Source organism: Thorsellia kenyensis, from assembly GCF_042432445.1.
Taxonomy (GTDB): Bacteria; Pseudomonadota; Gammaproteobacteria; order Enterobacterales; family Thorselliaceae; genus Thorsellia; species Thorsellia kenyensis.
The window spans coordinates 1-993 of the sequence record NZ_JBHLXE010000113.1 but is presented as its reverse complement, the minus strand read 5'-3'; the positions used below and the strand labels follow the sequence as shown (position 1 = coordinate 993).

General features: G+C 46.8%; 1 protein-coding gene. It reads left to right on the top strand.

Annotated features, from left to right (window positions below):
- Nucleotides 1-993, top strand: a 993-nt coding sequence (locus tag ACFFIT_RS13100) for an Ig-like domain-containing protein (protein ID WP_385878360.1), incomplete at both ends; no start/stop codon positions are given.

Sequence of the window (993 nt, the reverse complement as noted above, 5' to 3'; positions counted from 1 at the left end):
ACGGTGACTATCTATGACAAATCTAATAATCAGGTTGTCGGTATTGTTAAAGCGGGCTTAGATGGTTCATGGACATATAAAGCGGTTGAGTTAGATGATGGTATTCATAACTTTGTTATTACCGTCACGGATGCAGCGGGTAATGTGAGCGAGGAGAGTACTGGATTTGCTATCGATGTAGACACCAGCGTTCCTGCGAGCTTATCGAGCAATGACCTCACAATTCTTGATGACGTAGGTGAAATCCAAGGGCCAATCAAAAATGGTGATGTGACTGATGACATCAGACCAACATTGGAAGGTCGTGCGCCTGCGGGTGTGACTGAAGTGATTATCTATGTGGGCACACAAGAAGTGGGCCGTGCGAAAGTCACTAACAACACCTGGACATATAATTTACCGAATAACTTGGCGGCAGGTGAAAATACCATTGCGGTAGCACCGGTGAACCGTGTCGGTACGCCAGGTGAGAAACTCAGTGTGACCTTCACGGTCGACACGAGTGCACCAGGTGCGGTGAACGAGTCTAGCATTGAGCTTTATGATGACGTAGGTGATGTCCAAGGTCTTATCGCTAAAGGTGGTACAACCGATGACAGATTGCCTGAATACCGCGGTAAAGTGACCGATGCTAACACCGCGTTCATCAAAGTTTACCAAGATGGTCAATTCATTGGCAAACTTATCCCTGTGAATGTTGATGGCACATGGAGTTATACACCACCTGCTAACCTAAGCGGCGGCATGCATAACTTTAAACTGGCGGGTGTCAGTAAAGCGGGTGTTGAAGGGCCAATGAGTTCAGCATGGAACTTTAACGTGTTGGCATCAGAACCGTCTACTCCAACCCTAGATACGTTAGTTGATGATGTAGGGGGTAATACCATTGTCCAACCAGATGGCTTAACCAATGACAATACACCGACCATTACCGGTCGTGGTAGTGCGGGTGAAACCATCATCATTTACCTCAATGATACTGAAGTGACACGT